Source organism: Larkinella ripae (genome assembly GCF_054780775.1).
On sequence record NZ_BAAGVR010000023.1, the window covers coordinates 293,687 to 307,452 of the forward strand.

The 13,766-nt window shown below is 51.5% G+C and carries 17 protein-coding genes and 1 tRNA gene; 8 read left to right on the forward strand and 10 right to left on the reverse strand.

Features of this window, described 5'->3' with window-relative positions:
* Nucleotides 1–23 precede the first annotated feature (23 nt).
* From ACYVHX_RS18615 to ACYVHX_RS18630, 4 genes are all read right to left on the reverse strand, one after another.
* A complete protein-coding gene (locus ACYVHX_RS18615) occupies nt 24–296 on the reverse strand; it encodes a hypothetical protein (RefSeq protein ID WP_460673181.1) in 273 nt (90 codons plus the stop codon).
* A gap of 189 nt (nt 297–485) precedes the next feature.
* Complete coding sequence (locus ACYVHX_RS18620) at nt 486–1,121, reverse strand: peroxiredoxin (protein WP_460673182.1); 636 nt, start codon at nt 1,119–1,121, stop codon at nt 486–488.
* A gap of 215 nt (nt 1,122–1,336) precedes the next feature.
* On the reverse strand, nt 1,337–1,972 hold the full coding sequence (locus ACYVHX_RS18625) for a response regulator transcription factor (RefSeq protein ID WP_460673202.1): 636 nt from the start codon (nt 1,970–1,972) through the stop codon (nt 1,337–1,339).
* Nucleotides 1,962–3,476 (reverse strand): sensor histidine kinase, encoded by a 1,515-nt coding sequence (locus tag ACYVHX_RS18630; RefSeq protein ID WP_460673183.1) that lies wholly within the window; start codon nt 3,474–3,476, stop codon nt 1,962–1,964. Before ACYVHX_RS18630 ends, ACYVHX_RS18625 begins: the two co-directional genes overlap by 11 nt.
* Nucleotides 3,477–3,653: 177 nt before the next feature.
* Here ACYVHX_RS18630 and ACYVHX_RS18635 point away from each other — a divergent pair, with 177 nt between their 5' ends.
* The 6 genes from ACYVHX_RS18635 (at nt 3,654) to ACYVHX_RS18660 (ending at nt 6,669) form a co-directional block, all read left to right on the forward strand.
* Complete coding sequence (locus tag ACYVHX_RS18635) at nt 3,654–4,139, forward strand: DUF3299 domain-containing protein (RefSeq protein WP_460673184.1); 486 nt, start codon at nt 3,654–3,656, stop codon at nt 4,137–4,139.
* Between the two features lie 65 nt (nt 4,140–4,204).
* Nucleotides 4,205–4,278, forward strand: a tRNA-Ala gene (locus ACYVHX_RS18640).
* Nucleotides 4,279–4,409: 131 nt separating this feature from the next.
* On the forward strand, nt 4,410–4,967 hold the full coding sequence (locus ACYVHX_RS18645; RefSeq protein WP_460673185.1) for an RNA polymerase sigma factor: 558 nt from the start codon (nt 4,410–4,412) through the stop codon (nt 4,965–4,967).
* 5 nt (nt 4,968–4,972) lie between these two features.
* Nucleotides 4,973–5,191, forward strand: coding sequence for a hypothetical protein (locus ACYVHX_RS18650; protein WP_460673186.1), 219 nt, complete (start codon nt 4,973–4,975; stop codon nt 5,189–5,191).
* 110 nt (nt 5,192–5,301) lie between these two features.
* Nucleotides 5,302–5,979, forward strand: a complete 678-nt coding sequence (locus ACYVHX_RS18655) for a ClpP family protease (RefSeq protein WP_460673187.1) — start codon at nt 5,302–5,304, stop codon at nt 5,977–5,979.
* A 132-nt stretch (nt 5,980–6,111) separates the two neighbouring features.
* Nucleotides 6,112–6,669 carry an NUDIX hydrolase gene (locus ACYVHX_RS18660; protein WP_460673188.1) on the forward strand — a complete coding sequence of 186 codons (558 nt, stop codon included), beginning with the start codon at nt 6,112–6,114 and terminating at the stop codon, nt 6,667–6,669.
* On the opposite strand, the gene ACYVHX_RS18665 is transcribed toward ACYVHX_RS18660, so the two are convergent.
* The 4 genes from ACYVHX_RS18665 to ACYVHX_RS18680 all read right to left on the reverse strand — a co-directional run bounded on the left by ACYVHX_RS18665 (nt 6,666) and on the right by ACYVHX_RS18680 (nt 10,228).
* The gene (locus ACYVHX_RS18665; RefSeq protein WP_460673189.1) at nt 6,666–7,259 is read right to left on the reverse strand and encodes a C40 family peptidase; all 594 of its coding nucleotides are present in this window, start codon (nt 7,257–7,259) and stop codon (nt 6,666–6,668) included. The two genes, ACYVHX_RS18660 and ACYVHX_RS18665, sit on opposite strands and share 4 nt — an antisense overlap.
* A gap of 36 nt (nt 7,260–7,295) precedes the next feature.
* Nucleotides 7,296–9,428 carry a Tex family protein gene (locus ACYVHX_RS18670; RefSeq protein WP_460673190.1) on the reverse strand — a complete coding sequence of 711 codons (2,133 nt, stop codon included), beginning with the start codon at nt 9,426–9,428 and terminating at the stop codon, nt 7,296–7,298.
* A gap of 169 nt (nt 9,429–9,597) precedes the next feature.
* Nucleotides 9,598–9,789: a cold-shock protein gene (locus ACYVHX_RS18675; RefSeq protein WP_154177296.1), complete on the reverse strand. Its 192-nt coding sequence runs from the start codon at nt 9,787–9,789 to the stop codon at nt 9,598–9,600.
* A 175-nt stretch (nt 9,790–9,964) separates the two neighbouring features.
* Nucleotides 9,965–10,228: a hypothetical protein gene (locus tag ACYVHX_RS18680; RefSeq protein WP_460673191.1), complete on the reverse strand. Its 264-nt coding sequence runs from the start codon at nt 10,226–10,228 to the stop codon at nt 9,965–9,967.
* 253 nt (nt 10,229–10,481) lie between these two features.
* On the opposite strand from ACYVHX_RS18680, the gene ACYVHX_RS18685 reads away from it, so the two are divergent.
* A complete protein-coding gene (locus ACYVHX_RS18685; RefSeq protein WP_460673192.1) occupies nt 10,482–10,682 on the forward strand; it encodes a hypothetical protein in 201 nt (66 codons plus the stop codon).
* Nucleotides 10,683–10,819: 137 nt separating this feature from the next.
* Here ACYVHX_RS18685 and nudK read toward each other — a convergent pair whose 3' ends face one another.
* Nucleotides 10,820–11,401: a GDP-mannose pyrophosphatase NudK gene (gene nudK / locus ACYVHX_RS18690; protein WP_460673193.1), complete on the reverse strand. Its 582-nt coding sequence runs from the start codon at nt 11,399–11,401 to the stop codon at nt 10,820–10,822.
* A gap of 439 nt (nt 11,402–11,840) precedes the next feature.
* On the opposite strand from nudK, the gene ACYVHX_RS18695 reads away from it, so the two are divergent.
* The gene (locus ACYVHX_RS18695) at nt 11,841–13,322 is read left to right on the forward strand and encodes a phage integrase SAM-like domain-containing protein (RefSeq protein ID WP_460673194.1); all 1,482 of its coding nucleotides are present in this window, start codon (nt 11,841–11,843) and stop codon (nt 13,320–13,322) included.
* Here ACYVHX_RS18695 and ACYVHX_RS18700 read toward each other — a convergent pair.
* A complete protein-coding gene (locus ACYVHX_RS18700) occupies nt 13,287–13,577 on the reverse strand; it encodes a hypothetical protein (protein WP_460673195.1) in 291 nt (96 codons plus the stop codon). The two genes, ACYVHX_RS18695 and ACYVHX_RS18700, sit on opposite strands and share 36 nt — an antisense overlap.
* Nucleotides 13,578–13,766 lie beyond the last annotated feature (189 nt).

Sequence of the window (13,766 nt, forward strand, 5' to 3'; positions counted from 1 at the left end):
CTTGCTTTTGGCCTTTGAAGGGCTTAATCGTGTCCTTCGAGCTTCACAATTTTGTTATACAATCCTAATAACAAAAACGGTGCGGCCCACTGACCGACAAACAGGGCTTTGTCATTTTCGCTCTGAAACTTATAAAACAGGGAAACACCCATCGACGCCAGGGCCGCCCACAGGAAAACGTCGGACGGTATTTTGGCGGTTTGCTCCTCGATAGCTTCGGCTACGGGCCCTTCTTTGTGTTGGGGATTCGGATTTTTTACCGATCCTTTCGGATGATCGCGTTCTAAAACATTCATAACGTTGTTTAACTTTGATTACACAAAACAAACTGTTACGGAGAAAGAATGTTCCAAATAGTGAGGCAAATTTCCAAAAAAGAAGGAAAGAGAAAGCAGAAAAGGAGGAAGTACAACGAAAAAAGGGAGGAAAGATGAAGGTTTATGACCTTCTTCCTTTCCTCCCTTCCTCTTTTTATCCTCCCTATCTTATTGATTGGGTTGCGGAGTAGTTCGCAGATACGGTTTAATGACGTTGACGCCTTTCGGGAATTTCTTCACGGCATCTTCCGTGCTCACCGCCGGAACAACAATCACATCATCGCCCTGCTGCCAGTCGGCGGGCGTGGCTACCTGATAATTGGCCGTGAGTTGCAGGGAGTCGATGACCCGCAGAATTTCCAGGAAATTCCGCCCGGTCGAAGCCGGATAGGTCAGTGTCAGCTTGACTTTTTTATCCGGGCCAATCACAAAAACCGAACGAACGGTCGCTTTTTCGGTGGCATTCGGATGAATCATATCGTATAATTCGGCAACTTGCCGGTCTTTGTCGGCAATCATCGGAAAGTTAACTGTCGTGTTTTGGGTTTCGTTAATGTCTTTTACCCACTCGGTATGCGATTCGAGCGGATCGACACTGACGGCCAGCACTTTGACACCCCGCTTTTCGAATTCGTCCTTCAATTTGGCCGTGCGACCCAGCTCGGTCGTACAAACCGGGGTGAAATCCGCCGGGTGTGAAAAAAGCAGGCCCCAGGAATTGCCCAGCCATTCGTGAAAATTAATTGTGCCCTCGGTGGTCTCAGCCGTAAAATCCGGAGCAACATCGCCTAGTCGGAGTGCCATACGTAAAATGGTTTGTTGGTTATATGAAAGAGAAAATGCAGGACTAACAAAAAGATTACTGCATGTCAATCTAATAAACCGGTTTTCTGACGGTTAGTTCAACGGCGTGTGCAGATCTATACAATATCCATAGAATTTATGAGTGCATACCAAAACGGCCCTGTATTCAGACGTATAGTCTAAACAGGGCCGTTCACGAAATCTACTAAGGAAGGTTAAATTAATTTTTCTTCAACGGCCATTTTGACCAGCTCGGCAGCATTTTTCACCTGAAGCCGGCGCATCATGTTGGCGCGGTGGTTGTCGACCGTCCGGACCGAAAGCTGGAGTTTTTCGGCGATCTCGCGGCTGCTCATGCCGTCCACCAGAAATTGCAGAATTTCTTTTTCTTTCTTGGACAACTTGGAGCGCCGGACTTTGCTGGTCCGTTCGGTTTTCTTCATTTGCTGCATGTAGCCGTTAAGAATAATGGTGGCTACCGGCGAGCTGAAGTACTTTTCTCCGCTGGCGATGGTGCGGAGGGCTTTCATCATTTCATCGCTCGACGAGTCTTTCAGAATGTACCCAAACGCACCGGCTTCAACGGAACGAAGAATATAATCCTCGTTATTGTGCATCGACAACATCAGGGTTTTGATGTTTTTATACAATCGCGAAATAATTTGCGTCGTCTGAATGCCTGACATGCCGGGGAGTGAAATGTCCATCAAGACCACATCCGGTTGCTGGGATTTTAGTTTTTCAAGGGCTTCTTCGCCGTCGCCGGCTTCCTCCACGATGACAAATTCATCGTTTTGTTCCAGCAGGGAGCGAATTCCGTTACGGACGATCGAGTGGTCATCAACCAGCATCAATTTGAGTGTACTCATGTTCCTGGTGCGCAAGTTTAAAAGGTATACTTACTTGTACTTTAGTGCCTTTGTCGGGCGCGGATGAAATTTTAAACTTTCCGTTAATCAACGCAGCCCGTTCGTGCATATTGTGAATGCCCTGCGAAGGTCGTTTGCTGTCTTCTTTCCGACTTCGGTGAATCCGGAACCCTTTGCCGTCGTCATTAACAATCAAATGTAAGTAATTGTCCTTTTCAAACAAGTCGATCGTTATCTGGGTGGGCTCGGCGTGCCGGAGTGCATTGCTGACGGCTTCCTGGGCGATGCGGTATACGCCAATTTCCACACTTTTATCCAGCCGGGTATTGGTCAGATTCGTGTGAAAAATGATGTCGGTTTTGCTGTCTTTGTCGTGAATGTCGGCCAGCATCTTCACCGCCGGAATCAACCCGAAATCGCTCAGTACCGTTGGCATCAGGTTGTTCGAAACATTCCGGGTTTCCTGAATGGTTTGCGCGATCAGGTTTTTCAGCACCACAAAGCTTTTGATTTCCTTCTCCTTGTCGCTCAGACTTTTCTGAAAGCTTTCTACCTGCAATTTAATGGCCGTCAGCATCTGGCCAATTCCGTCGTGCAATTCGCGCGAAAGCCGTTTCCGTTCTTCTTCCTGACCCGCCACCAGATACGACGTCCGCAGTTTCTGCTCATCCATCTGCTGCTGGTACTGTTGCCGGGTGGCGTCAAAAAGCTGCTGCCGGGTTTCTTTCAGGGCCCGGTTCAACGAAAGCAGCTTGCGGTTGGTGGTGGCCGTGCGGGTTTCGGCTTCCACCAGCTGGACAATGATACCCTCGAATTTGTTGACCGCCGGGCGCAGAATAAACCAGCCCGCAAATACCAGGGCCAGCACCGTAAACAGGTAAATCACAAATTCCAGCAGCCGCGTATGCTCCACGTTCGTCAGCGTTTCCTGCGTATACTGTTGAACCACCGCATCCATCTTTTCCAGAAAGGGCGATTCGTTGCTCATCAGGGCGGTCAGATCAAGGTTCCTGGCAAACTCTTCCGGACTTTTGGCCTGTTCGGCCTGCTGGATAATCTGCTGCATGCTGGACCGAAAACCAAAGTAATAGGGCTCCAGCGTCTGGTAGCGGACTTTTACGCTGTCGCTGTTTTGCAACAGCACCGGATACCCGGGAACCGTTCCCTGCTCAATATGCAGTTGGTTTTTTTCGAATGTGGAAAACAGCGTCTTGATTTCGGCCAGGTGGTTCTGAAACCGGTCGTGCTCGGCCGGGCGGCTGAGCAGCAGAACCTTACTAACCAACCGTTGACTGTGATGACGTTGGGCTGAAGCCATTCGGATGACCATGACCCGTTCGGCTTCGCGTCGGGTCTGATACTGGGTCACAATTTCGGCACCCGTCAACAACACTGCAATGAACACTAAGGTGATCAGGAACAGGCGGTTAAAATGGCGGGCCGAAGGCTGATTGTTCTGAGGTATAACGTTTGTTACTTCCGACACGGTTTTAGTAGGCAACCACGTTGATTAGAGTAAAGGTAGCAAAAATTATGATAGGAGAAGGGGGAAAACGGTAACTTCTGATTGAAGCGCCGAAAAACCCGAACCAAACCCCGCAGACAGTTGTTTTTAAAACGCAAAACGACGTAGATTTGTAAATATCTGAACGCGACCTCCATCATGAAAAAAAATATCAGCTTCATCGCTCTGTTGGGATTCTTAACCTTAGCGGCTTTTACGCCGGGTAACCATGCCGAACGGCGGCTGGCGACCACCGTTGCAGAACCGGTAAAACTGTCGTGGGAAACCCTGCGCGATGTAACTTTTAAGAAAAAATGGTATCCGGAAGAGTCGGTTTATATGCTTTATCCAACGTTTGGGGCGGGTATTCAGAAACTGAGCGGTAAACCGGTCGAACTGACGGGTTACGTGCTTCCGGTGGATATGGAGTCGAACACCTACGTGCTGTCGGCGTTTCCGTACAGCGCCTGTTTCTTCTGCGGTGGGGCGGGTCCGGAATCGGTCGTGTCGCTGAAGTTCAAAAAAAATGGTTTGAAGTTTAAAACCGATGAGCGCCGGACCTTCCGGGGCACGCTCAAACTGAACGCTGATAACATTTACGAACTGAATTACATCATCGCCGATGCTGAAATGGTGGAACAGTAAGGGAAATCTTTAAAAACCGTATTGGTTTTTCAGGAGTTTTTCTTCATCTTTGCACCACCAAAAACGGGGGTATAGCTCAGTTGGCTAGAGCGCTACAATGGCATTGTAGAGGCCGTCGGTTCGAATCCGACTATCTCCACCCGGTTTTTTCAAAAGCCCCGAATCCGCCGGATTTGGGGCTTTTTCGTTGGGCGGTTTTTCGGACTTCTCTTTTTTTTCGTACCCTTGGGTGATACTTCCCCTTTTTTTCGATAAACCCCTAAAAACCGTATGCAGTTAACCGAAAGCATTTCGATGGAGACGGCCCTGCTGGCCGACCGGGCGCGAACGCTGGAGCAGCTCTACGCCCAAACCTACCCGATGGTCCGGCATTACGTTCGCGAACACGGCGGTTCGGAAGAGGATGCGAAAGATCTATTTCACGAAGCCCTGATCCGGTTTTACGAAAAAACCGTACAGGACCACCTCGTCCTGACGTCGTCGGTCAGCACCTACCTGATGGGCATTTGCAAAAACCTCTGGCGGCAGGAAATCACGAAGCGGACGCGCCAAATGCCGCTGACGGAAAGCCAGGTCGAAGCGGTTTGGGGGGAGCCCGAAGCGGACGACGAACCGGCCGCCCTGAAGCTCATGGCCTTTGTGGAGCAACTGGGCGAATCCTGTAAAGCCATTCTGGTGAGCTTTTATTACTGGGGCCACCGCCTGGAGCAGATTGCCGCCCGACAGGGCTACCAGACCGTGCGTTCGGCCACCGTGCAGAAGTACAAATGCCTGGAACGATTGCGCAAAACCGTCCGTCATCTTTCGCCCGAAAATTTCAAATCCTGATCGCCATGCGCCCTGAATTAGAGGAAGTCAAACTACTGGAAGCGTACCTGCAAGGCACGCTGGACGAAGACCAGCGTCAGGAGGTGTCGATCCGGTTGCTGTGGAATCAGGACTGGCAGCAAAATCTGGCCGCTCAGAAACGGGCTTATCAGGCGCTTCGGCTGGCCGGCCGGCAGCAGCTTCGCCGGGAGCTGGATGCGATTTACCTCCGCCTGTTTGGCTGAACCGGTTCGCTGAATCCGTACACTTTTCTAGGCGTTTATAAGGGCTTTTCATGAGCCAGTGGCTACGCCATGCCTTTTCAAACCAGTTTCATCCGTAATTTTCATTGCTTATGTATTACCCCGAACTTAGCAGAAGGGAGTTCCGTAAATTCGCCGTGCACGGACAAAATCTCAACGGCCTCAGCGTCGACCGGTATTTGCATCAGGTCGAAAACATGACCCGGGCGGTTATTGAAGAGCGGCCCATGAACTTCCGGGAAGTAGACGTGTTTTCGCGCCTGATGGCCGATCGCATTGTGTTTCTGGGAGCGGCCGTCGACGATAACCTGGCCAACATCATCATCGCCCAGTTGCTGTTTCTGGAATCGGCGGACGCCAAGAAGGATATTCTGCTGTATATTAACAGCCCCGGCGGATCGGTTTACGCCGGGTTGGGCATCTACGACACCATGCAGTACGTCCGGCCCGACGTGGCCACCATCTGCACCAGCGTAGCGCTTTCCTTTGGGGCGGTTTTGCTTTGTGCCGGGGCGCCCGGCAAACGGTCCGCGCTGCCCCACGCCCGCGTCATGATCCACCAGCCGCACGGCGGGGCGCAGGGCCAGTCTGTGGATATTGAAATAACCGCCCGGCAAATCGTCATTCTGCGGCAGGAACTGTACGAAATTATGGCGCGTCATAGCGGCCGGACGGTCGAAGAACTCGAACGCAACGCCGACCGGGATTACTGGATGAAAGCGGAGGAAGCGAAAGAATACGGTTTTATCGACGAAGTGCTGCTGCGGTAATCAAAACCAGTCAGCGATTGGTGCCGGTTTTTTAGGTACGGTTTTCAAAAAATGACCATCTTTGCGCTGCTGCGGACCAGCGGGGAGGGACACTTCCAGAAAAATTAAAAGCCGCAGTCACCCGGTTTTTTTATGCCCAGGCTTGAACTATTTGATGACCAAAACCAGCCGCTGGGCTCTACCAAACCCAAGCGCGAAGTCCACCGGGACGGCGACTGGCACCGCACCTCCGAAATTGTTGTTCTGAACGCGCAAAATGAAGTTTTGCTCAGTCTGCGGCATCCGGATAAGAAGGTGCTGCCTAATTTTTGGGATGTTTGCGTGGGTGGTCACGTTGATCCGGGCGAGAGTTACGAACAGTGCGCCATTCGGGAAGTGGAAGAGGAAATTGGGGTTCGGCCCCGGGCGGATGAATTGCAGTTTCTGGGCGTTGTCGATGTGGTGGTCATCGACGAAACCGTCTCGCTGAATGACCGCGAACACGCTGCGGTCTATTTGTTTCAGACCGATCGGGCGCTTGCTCAGTTTGTGATGCAGGACGACGAAGTGGCTGATTTGCGGTTTATTCCGCTGGAAACAGTACTGGAAGAGTTCCGCTCCGGCAATACCTCCTTGGCGTATACGCCACCCCGCTATTCGTACCTGAAAACGCTGGAGATGGCCGCCGAGTTTCTGGAAAAAAATCGTTAAAAAGGACGAACCGCTTTCACAAACCGGCCTTTGAAGTAATTGGAAAACAGATTGTCTTCCCGCACCCCGCGCGAGGAGGAGGCATGAATAAACCGGATATCAGCCGGGCCGTGTACTTCGGTTACAATTCCGGTATGCGATACGTAACCGGATTTGCCGTCGTCCGGCACGAAAAAGAGCAGATCCCCCGCCTGAATCTGCGGGACTTCAACTTCGTAACCCACTTCCGACTGCTGCCAGGAAACGCGCGGCATCTGCAGGCCAACCGTGTTGAACGAGGCAAAAATGAGTCCGGAGCAATCCATGCCGTCCGAGGTGGTGCCGCCGGTGCGGTAGGGCGTCCCGGTGTAGGTTCGGGCGATTTTGACAACCTGGGGAACGTAGCCCTGCTGGTAGGTTCGGGTATCGACGTTTTTCAGGGGTTTGGCCACCGGGGCCTTGCGATTGGCGACCGCCGGCCGGGCGGTTTTTCGCTGGGCGGGCGGCACGTAATGCGAGGTTTTGAAGAATGAACAGGACGACAAAGTCAACGCCAGCAGAGCGGCAGGCCACCAGGGGCGGATGAAAGTTCTGATCCTAGTTTGTTGCATCAGGTACGCGGCAAGTAAATAACCAATGGTAAGCTATCAAATTTTCATCGTTAAGGCAATACGCTTGCGCTGCAAATCGACTTCCAGCACCTTCACCTGAACTTTTTGATGGACACTGACAACCTGACGCGGATCGGCAACGAACTGGTTGGCCAATTGCGAAATGTGCACCAGTCCATCCTGCTTGACACCAATGTCAACAAAAGCGCCAAAAGCGGTTACATTCGTTACGACCCCGGGCAGGAGCATACCTTCGCGCAGATCTTCCGGTTTCCGGACGCGTTCGTCGTATTCAAACACGGCGAGTTGCTGGCGCGGGTCGCGACCCGGTTTTTCGAGTTCCGCCAGAATGTCGCGCAGCGTCGGCAATCCCACTGTTTCCGTAACGTACAATTCGGGCTTAATCTGCTTTTGAAGGTCGGTTTTTTTGATTAAATCCGAAACCGTGCATTTCAGGTCGCGGGCCATGCGCTCCACCACCGGGTAACTTTCGGGATGGACAGCACTGTTGTCGAGCGGATTTTTAGCCTGGTCGATTCGCAGAAAACCGGCGCATTGTTCAAACGCTTTGGCCCCCAGCCGGGGCACTTTTTTCAACTGGTCGCGGGATTGGAAAGCCCCGTTCTGAGTCCGAAATTCAACAATGTTTTGCGCCAGTTGCGGACCCAAACCGGAAACATAGCGCAGCAAATGGCTGCTGGCCGTGTTGAGCGAAACGCCCACCTGGTTCACGCAGCTTTCGACAACCCGATCCAGGCTGTCTTTCAGTTCGGTCTGATCCACATCGTGCTGGTATTGACCGACCCCAATCGACTTTGGATCGATCTTGACCAGTTCGGCCAGCGGGTCCATCAACCGGCGACCGATGGAAATGGCACCCCGTACGGTTACATCCTGATTCGGGAACTCCTGCCGGGCGACTTCGGAAGCCGAATAAATCGATGCCCCCTGTTCGCTCACCATAAATAGTGGCACGGTTTTGCCAAAAGTCAAACTGCGGACAAAATCTTCGGTTTCGCGCCCGGCGGTTCCGTTTCCAATCGTGATGGCTTCAATCTGGTACTGAGCCACCAGTTTCAGCAAGGTCTGCTGGGCCTGTTCGCGCCGGGTGTCCGGATAAATCACGTCGTTGGTCAACAGATTGCCCTGCGCGTCCAGACAAACCACTTTGCAGCCCGTCCGAAAACCGGGGTCAATGGCTAACACCCGCTGCTGACCGAGGGGCGGAGAAAGCAGCAGTTGCCGCAGGTTGTCGGCAAAAATCTTGATGGCTTCCTGGTCGGCCTTCTGCCTGGAAACGTTGTCAAACTCGGTTTCGAGCGACGGTTTGATCAACCGTTTGTAGCTGTCTTTTATGGCAATCGCCACCTGGTCAATGCTTTCTGAATGGCCAGACCGCAGAAACTGGCGGTCCAGCCGTTCCAGGGCGGTTTCTTCGTCGGGTGCAATACTGACCGCCAGAATGCCCTCGGTTTCTCCGCGCCGGATGGCCAGCAAGCGGTGGGAGGGTATCCGCCGGAGCGGTTCGGCAAACGAGAAATAATCTTTGTATTTAATTCCGGTGGTTTCTTTGTCCTTTTTTACCACTGAGCGCAGAATGGCTTCCCGTTCAAACAGATTCCGGATGCGCTGGCGGGCTTCGGCACTTTCGCTGATCCACTCGGCCATGATGTCGCGGGCGCCCTGCAAAGCGTCCGAAACCGTCGCAACCTGCTCGGTCAGATACGCAGCGGCCCGGCGTTCTACGTCGTTTTCCCGCTGACCAAAAAGCAGTTTCGCCAGCGGCTCAAGTCCCTTTTCAACGGCGAGCGTCGCCCGGGTTTTCCGTTTGGGTTTATACGGCAGATACAAATCCTCCAGCTCGGTGAGCGAGTCGGCGGCTTCGATTTTTTGGCGGAGGTCGGCGGTTAGTTTTCCCTGATCGGTAATGGATTTCAGAATCGTCTCACGGCGTTTGTCCAGCTCAAGCAATTTCTGGTACCAATCTTTGATGGCACCGATTTGCACCTCGTCCAGCTGGGCAGTGGCTTCTTTGCGGTAGCGGGCAATGAACGGAACGGTGGCTCCATCGTCGAGAAGCTGCATGGTATTGACCACCTGGCGGGCCGTGAGGTTGAGCAGGGCGGCAATGCGGGCCGATAACGTACCGGTTTGCTGGGTTGGATTCATGCAGGGAAATGGCGGATTGAAGCCGCAAAAAAACGAGGAAAGGCCGGGTTTTCAATACAAAACCGGGATAAAAACCGAATCGTAGGGATAATGCATTCGTTGTCAGGGCAAAAAAAAACATGCCGAAGGCATGTTTTTCTCTTGTAACTAAAACGGCTCTATCTTTCGATTATACCAGTTCTACGTTTACAGCGTTCAGACCTTTTTTCCCCCGTTCCACTTCAAATCTTACTTTGTCGTTTTCCCGGATTTGATCAACAAGGCCCGTCGAGTGTACAAAAATGTCCTCACCTGGGGCGTCAGGCTTAATGAAACCGTATCCTTTGGTTTCATTAAAAAATTTTACTACTCCTGTTTGCATTGAATTATGATTGAAAAATTTGTATAAAGGACAAGATTTTTGAAATCCAATCCAAATTTTTATATGTTTTTTTATGGAAAGTCGGCTACAAATTGCCCGTCAAAGCACCAGGAACAGACTGAATTCCGGTTTTTTCTCCAGGTCACAAGTCAATCTGATAGTCTCAATCTGGCCTTTAAATGCGGCAATCCAGACAGCTTTGGTAGTCTTCGTGACCCGGTGCATACACCCCGTTGACGTTTACCAGCCGCTGGATTGGAATGGACTCGCCCGAAGCCAGGACAACCGAATCTCCGTCCGGGCCGGAATGCAGAGCCGTCAGAATCGACGTGACCGATAACAACTCATTCAAATCCGTGAAATAAAACAGCTTAACGTATTTTCGAAGGACGATCAACGAGCGGAGCATGTCGATGTACGTTTCCGGGAAAGCCAGCATGGCATTATAAGGATAGTTGCTACCGGTTTAACAAAATTTCGCGTTCCTTGGCTCCCCGTTCACCAACTTTTTGCCTTTACCAAACTATAGTTTTGTACTTTTTAGAGATGTTCAAAGGTTAGAAAGATCATATTTTAATCCCGTTTTAATGACTGAGTGCCGATTTAGTTCATTTTTAAGTACGGTTTAATTTGAATTACACCCCATTTTAATGGCGCTGGGCTAATTTTGTTCCATAAAATTTCCTATCTACATGAAGTACGACGAATTTTTCTGCCTTTCCTGTATTGTGGGCGATGAACTTTATAAATTAAATTCATCCAATAAGGACAAAGTTAGCGATAAGCTGGTTGTTGAGCGCTTTAATCAGGTCTGGGACCAGCCCATTGGTGACTTTTACCTCAGCGGTTTACCTCCCGTAATCCGCCGGAACGCCCGTCGTGTCTACTGTTGATTCGAAATTTATTACCCCCGTACACTTGTTGATGGCTCCAGCCTCCGGTGAGAAGGACGTGCTGATGGGAGGTTGGGGCCTTTTTCTTAAGTAGCCGCATACGCTACCCACCGTAACTATTTTCTGAACTATTGCTGCTAAACCGCCCGGAGGTGTTGAATATAGACATGCTGGATAAGCATGATCGTTTTTCCATCAACAATCTCGCCCCGGGCAATCATCTCCATGGCCTGCGGTAGGGCAATTTCCAGTACATCGATTTCTTCTTCGTCGATTCCGCCCCCAATCCGTTTCTCCGTCAGGTCAGAATAGTCGGCGGTGAAAAAATACAGCTTTTCGGTTACCGAACCCGGACTCATATAGGCTTCGAACACTTTGCGGATGTTGGTGACCACAAAACCGGTTTCTTCCTCGGTTTCCCGGCGAATAGCGTCTTCCGGATTGTCATTGTCCAGTAAACCGGCGCAGGCTTCGATGAGCATTCCGCTGGCATTCCCATTCACATACGTGGGCATCCGGAACTGACGGGTCAGGATGATCGTGTTTTTTTCCGGATTATGAAGCAGGATGGTGGCGCCGTTTCCGCGATCATACGCTTCCCGCGACTGCGTTTCCCACACCCCGTCTTTTCGTAAATAATTAAATGTTACCTTTCTTAGCACATACCAATTGTCAGATAATATTTCCTGCTTGAGAAGTTGAACGCGTGAGTTGTTCATGATTAGTATTGATTGTTTTTGATTAAATTTGCTCAAAATAAAAACAGGAGCATGAGATTTCCCAACAGAATCCCAAATAGTTTCTAACCACTCCGATTATACGCCCCGGTTTTCCCTAAACCGCGTTTTTGCCCGGCCGCTGCCCCGATTGTTCTGGTTACCACCCCAAGTACCAATTTAGTTACCGCAAAACTGGCTAATGATTTTTATTTAGACCAAAGCTAAATTTTGCGTACCCCGAAATTTCCCGTTCTTTTCGGTTAATGAATTTATACAACAAGCACCATGTGTTTCTTGCGAATTTTTTTTGCCGCTTCTGTAAATTATTCAAAAAGACCCCTATACGTCACCTTCCTACTGCCTGGTAAGTACCTGTTTTGTTTGAGTATTTTTTTGCAAGTTTCCGGCTCTGTCAACGCCTATCACACCCGGAAACTGTATGTCTTACTATTTGCTTCACCAGCTTCAAATGCGCTGCGCCTTTAAGTTCAGAAAGACGCGCGCCAAACTCAAAAGTGGCCAGCCGCTCCCCGGCATCATTGCTGTAACCATCTTTCAGAAGATGGGCCGCACTGAATCGATGTTCGGCCCGTACTCCACCGAGATTAAAACCACCCGCGACACCTGGGACATCCTCCACATCCCGGCGCGTAAGAAGCCTAACCGCCCGCTTGACGACGGAACGATGGTTTACGATCCCTCGCTGGACTTTCACCGCAAACTAAAACTCCAGATTGAGCAGTACGAGCGCGAGTTTGAAAACGCCCAGCTACGGCTGGTCCGTGAAAAGCGGCCCTTAACCGCGCCGGTTATTCACGGGCTGACGCTCCTGCTCTGTGCCCAGGACACCGAACTTTCCCTGCTTCGGCACATGGGCGAGCAGGCAGAGGAATTTCGCCGGGCGGCTGCCATGTGGGAGAAAACCACTCAGGATTACCTAGACGAAAAGTCGGCCGGCAAAGACAAAACGCTGAAGGAAGTTTACGAAGAGTTTATTACTTTCCGCAAAAGTCTGGTCAATGACAACCAGTACACCCGCACCGAGGACCAGGTGAGCCAGAACACCTACGATGCCAACATCGCATCCTGGAACCGCATTTACCAGTTTCTGCAATTCCGCCGGGAAGAAAAATTGCTGGTGAAGGATCTTCGGCGCAGTTTCTTCTCTGAGTTCAAAGAGTGGCTCCTTAAGCAGCCGGTGCCACATTTTGGCACCCGGTACAAATCCTCTACCATCCACAAGACGCAGGGCTTTCTGGGAATGCTCTGCGAGTACGCCATCGATAAGGAATACATCGCTACCAACCCCGCCCCGGCTGGTCGCAAGAAAATAGGACAGAAACCCAAACCCAAACCCCTGAGCGTAGAAATGCTGGATTACCTGGAAACCGTGGAATTGCCCGAACACTTCCGGTTTCCGCTGGACTGTTGGCTGATTGCCGGGGAGCTCTGTCTGCACTACGCTGATTACATGAACCTGCCGGTGATGAAGATCCATACCTTTGAAAGCGGCATCCGCTATATCCACCACCCCCGAAAAAAGCAGCACGGCATTGACTTGATGATCACCGCCGATATTACGCCCCGCGCCGAGCGGCTGCTGGCTAAATACGCCGGAGTCAACGGGTTGATCTACCGCAGCGCCAATTACTTTTCGACCGTCTTGAAATCGGTTAGCAAACTACTCAAACTTAAAAAGGACGATGGAACCCCGCTGCGGCTGCAATTCGGCATGGGGCGCGATAGCGGGATGACTAACCGGGCCAAGGAGGGAGCCTCGCCCGAGGTGCTGAAAAACAGCGGAGCCCACAGCAATGTATCTACCCAGGCCAAATACATTGCTGATGCGCCGGGGGTACTCGAGGAGCATTTGAAACGAAAGCGGTTACAGGGCCAGACTCCGGGCAAAGATGCCGCCTAGCGTGGCTACATCGCGGCCGGCGCGCAAGAAGTCAACCAGCGCAGCGGTGGTGCCGGAGAGGGCGGGGGCACCGTCAATTTTAAAGGTGAATACCAACTCCCCCTTGATGCGCTCGGTGGTCAAGGCGACCGTGCCGCCGGGTGTCTCAACGGTATAGGTCTGGGCCGCTTCATCGAGCACCAGGCGCGTCGGGGCCAGTCCATCGCACTCAACAACCGGCAGCGGTGTGCCGTTGTTCTTAACAGTGACGTTCATAGTAGGGGAGGGATATTTTACCGCAAAGTTACATTACAGCAATCAGCTATGAAAATGTTTCAGAAATTAGCCCGCTTTAATGCCGATACCCAGATCTGGATCTTCCCCCTGCTGCTGGTGGCCGTGGCCGCCGTGGTGGGGGCGATTTGGGGGCTGGGGGGTTGAAACGTAAGGCTGTATCCATTACCT

Coding starts and splice junctions, on each gene's coding strand:
- ACYVHX_RS18615 (WP_460673181.1), bottom strand. CDS start 296: ATGAATGTTTTAGAACGCGATCATCCGAAAGGATCGGTAAAAAATCCG.
- ACYVHX_RS18620 (WP_460673182.1), bottom strand. CDS start 1,121: ATGGCACTCCGACTAGGCGATGTTGCTCCGGATTTTACGGCTGAGACC.
- ACYVHX_RS18625 (WP_460673202.1), bottom strand. CDS start 1,972: ATGCTGGTTGATGACCACTCGATCGTCCGTAACGGAATTCGCTCCCTG.
- ACYVHX_RS18635 (WP_460673184.1), top strand. CDS start 3,654: ATGAAAAAAAATATCAGCTTCATCGCTCTGTTGGGATTCTTAACCTTA.
- ACYVHX_RS18645 (WP_460673185.1), top strand. CDS start 4,410: ATGCAGTTAACCGAAAGCATTTCGATGGAGACGGCCCTGCTGGCCGAC.
- ACYVHX_RS18650 (WP_460673186.1), top strand. CDS start 4,973: ATGCGCCCTGAATTAGAGGAAGTCAAACTACTGGAAGCGTACCTGCAA.
- ACYVHX_RS18655 (WP_460673187.1), top strand. CDS start 5,302: ATGTATTACCCCGAACTTAGCAGAAGGGAGTTCCGTAAATTCGCCGTG.
- ACYVHX_RS18660 (WP_460673188.1), top strand. CDS start 6,112: ATGCCCAGGCTTGAACTATTTGATGACCAAAACCAGCCGCTGGGCTCT.
- ACYVHX_RS18665 (WP_460673189.1), bottom strand. CDS start 7,259: ATGCAACAAACTAGGATCAGAACTTTCATCCGCCCCTGGTGGCCTGCC.
- ACYVHX_RS18670 (WP_460673190.1), bottom strand. CDS start 9,428: ATGAATCCAACCCAGCAAACCGGTACGTTATCGGCCCGCATTGCCGCC.
- ACYVHX_RS18675 (WP_154177296.1), bottom strand. CDS start 9,789: ATGCAAACAGGAGTAGTAAAATTTTTTAATGAAACCAAAGGATACGGT.
- ACYVHX_RS18680 (WP_460673191.1), bottom strand. CDS start 10,228: ATGCTGGCTTTCCCGGAAACGTACATCGACATGCTCCGCTCGTTGATC.
- ACYVHX_RS18685 (WP_460673192.1), top strand. CDS start 10,482: ATGAAGTACGACGAATTTTTCTGCCTTTCCTGTATTGTGGGCGATGAA.
- nudK (WP_460673193.1), bottom strand. CDS start 11,401: ATGAACAACTCACGCGTTCAACTTCTCAAGCAGGAAATATTATCTGAC.
- ACYVHX_RS18695 (WP_460673194.1), top strand. CDS start 11,841: ATGTCTTACTATTTGCTTCACCAGCTTCAAATGCGCTGCGCCTTTAAG.
- ACYVHX_RS18700 (WP_460673195.1), bottom strand. CDS start 13,577: ATGAACGTCACTGTTAAGAACAACGGCACACCGCTGCCGGTTGTTGAG.